This window comes from Shewanella sp. SG44-2 (assembly GCF_014164215.1).
GTDB classification, from domain to species: Bacteria; Pseudomonadota; Gammaproteobacteria; order Enterobacterales; family Shewanellaceae; genus Shewanella; species Shewanella frigidimarina.
This window is the reverse complement of record NZ_JACJEU010000060.1, coordinates 1-2,122: the sequence shown is the minus strand read 5'-3', so window position 1 is coordinate 2,122 and position 2,122 is coordinate 1. Positions and strand designations below refer to the sequence as shown.

Below are 2,122 nucleotides of genomic sequence, written 5' to 3'. Positions count from 1 at the left end.
GGATCGCAGTTCATTATCCTAACCAGAAAGTTTAGTTAGGGGTTCTAAATGAACCGCCCTGTGCGGAGCCGCATGCAGGGTGGTGTGGGGGCTGGAGGCTAGATACCTCCGGCTACCCGATTAGGCACTACCTAGCACCGAACTATATCTTTTGTTTATTGAAACTGTAATTGAAATCTCGTTTTTGCACATTACGGTTATCATATTCCGCGTACCAAAGAACATTTCGAGGATCATCTATAGCTTTTTGGGTATAAACTTTAAGTGAGTCGTAATCACTTTCTGAAAGAAATAAAGCACACCTGATAATACGAGAAATATTGATTTCACTATCTAGAGCTAACAAAGGCTGGATAATTTCTTTCGCTCTTTCTGCATCAGAATAGTTTTTTTTAATCCAAACTTCGATGTCATCTTCAAACTTCTTCATGGTATGCCTAACAGCTTATTGATTAGCAGCAGGATAACCTCCTGCTTTCTTGTAAGTTTCTTCGTCAAAATATCACTTGTAAGTGTTTGTTGTAAATATATTATTTAACAAAAAATACAGGTTAAATATGACAATTTAGCAGATAAAAAAGATGCATAGGTGTTTACGAGGTCTGCATAGCACTTTTATATATATTACAAACTATTGATAATAATGAGTTAATGTTTAACAGTTAGTATTATCGATGCGCCAATCCAACGATTTATGCATCTTTTTCATAGCAATTATCTCAACTTCAACTATAACTGTATATAAACACAGTGCATTGGTAAGGTAACGGTTATGGGGCAATTAACATTTTTGGAGGCTATACGGACAGAGATCAGGGTACGCCATTACAGCTATCAAACAGAAAAATCCTACCTCTATTGGAACCGCTATTTCATTCGACATTGCAATATTCGTCATGGCGCTGATATAACCCCCGCTTTGATTGAACAATTTCTCTGTTTTTTAGCAGTGGAGTGCGAAGTGTCGGCGAGCACCCAGAAACAGGCTCTATGTGCCATTGTATTTGCTTGTCGCCATGTGTTAAAAATTGAGCCCAATGAGTTACAATTTCCCTATGCAAAAGCCCCTAAACGAATACCGCAGGTATTGTCTAACGAAGAAGCAAAACTGATCATCAGCAATTTGTCAGGCTACCACTATTTAATTGGTGCCATCCTATTTGGCTCAGGGCTAAGATTAAAGGAAGCCTTAAAACTTAGGGTAAAAGATATTGATCTAACCACTAAATCTATCTTTGTGTACCGAGGTAAAGGGCAAAAAGATCGAGTTTGTATGCTACCTAACGGATTGATTGATGTTCTAAAGTCACAAATGAAACAGGTAAAAAAGCTCCACGAGGCGGATTTGTCAGATGGCTTTGGACTTGCTTCATTGCCCATCTCTCTCATCAGAAAATACCGCAGTAACGCCTCTAAGTTTCATTGGCAATATCTCTTTCCTGCTAGCCGCCGTTGTATGCACCCAAGTGACAACTATGTGTGCAGACACCATATTCATCCAACGGCTTTTTCACGTGCATTAAGGCAAGCTACCACTAACTGTGGTATAGATAAGCGCGTTACCGCCCATACTTTCCGCCATTCATTTGCAACATCTTTATTACTCAAAGGCCATGACATTCGTACCATCCAAGAGTTATTGGGACACAGTGATGTCAAAACGACCGAGATATATACCCATGTGATTGGTGGCCATCATACTGGGGTCATAAGTCCTCTTGACAGTCTTTAAGGCATACTACAAAACAAGTTACTAGGGCCTTATCTTTTGCTTTCCGCATTAGTAAATATGAGGCAAACACAGAAACACAAAGTTCGAATGAGTAATTGTTCTAAATCATAATGGGGCATAAACGAGTTAGTTAACTTGACTTGAAAATGGTCAAATTCAACTCCGAACTTGAGGCCATTGAAGAAAATGACGTGAGCTAGCCATGGATGATGAGATGGACGCTCCCTAATACGGCGTCAATGCGCCAAACTGATGTTGAACCACACAGTTACTTAAGGAGCGTCCACCATGAAAGTTACCACTATTTCGATTGATTTGGCCAAGAATGTATTTCAAGTCCTTGGGATGGATTGTCATGCAAAACAAGTCTTCAATAAGCGTTTAAATCGC

2 protein-coding genes and 1 pseudogene are annotated in these 2,122 nt (G+C 39.6%); 2 read left to right on the top strand and 1 reads right to left on the bottom strand.

The features are described 5' to 3' along the window. Window positions 1–142: 142 nt before the first annotated feature. Window positions 143–430, bottom strand: a complete 288-nt coding sequence (locus H5181_RS20205; RefSeq protein ID WP_182751881.1) for a hypothetical protein — start codon at window positions 428–430, stop codon at window positions 143–145. Between the two features lie 342 nt (window positions 431–772). Here H5181_RS20205 and H5181_RS20200 point away from each other — a divergent pair, with 342 nt between their 5' ends. Continuing rightward, window positions 773–1,732 carry an integron integrase gene (locus tag H5181_RS20200; protein ID WP_107947007.1) on the top strand — a complete coding sequence of 320 codons (960 nt, stop codon included), beginning with the start codon at window positions 773–775 and terminating at the stop codon, window positions 1,730–1,732. Between the two features lie 288 nt (window positions 1,733–2,020). Then, window positions 2,021–2,122 (top strand): annotated as a pseudogene (locus H5181_RS20195) (IS110 family transposase); the annotation flags it as partial.

Coding starts and splice junctions, on each gene's coding strand:
- H5181_RS20200 (WP_107947007.1), top strand. CDS start 773: ATGGGGCAATTAACATTTTTGGAGGCTATACGGACAGAGATCAGGGTA.
- H5181_RS20205 (WP_182751881.1), bottom strand. CDS start 430: ATGAAGAAGTTTGAAGATGACATCGAAGTTTGGATTAAAAAAAACTAT.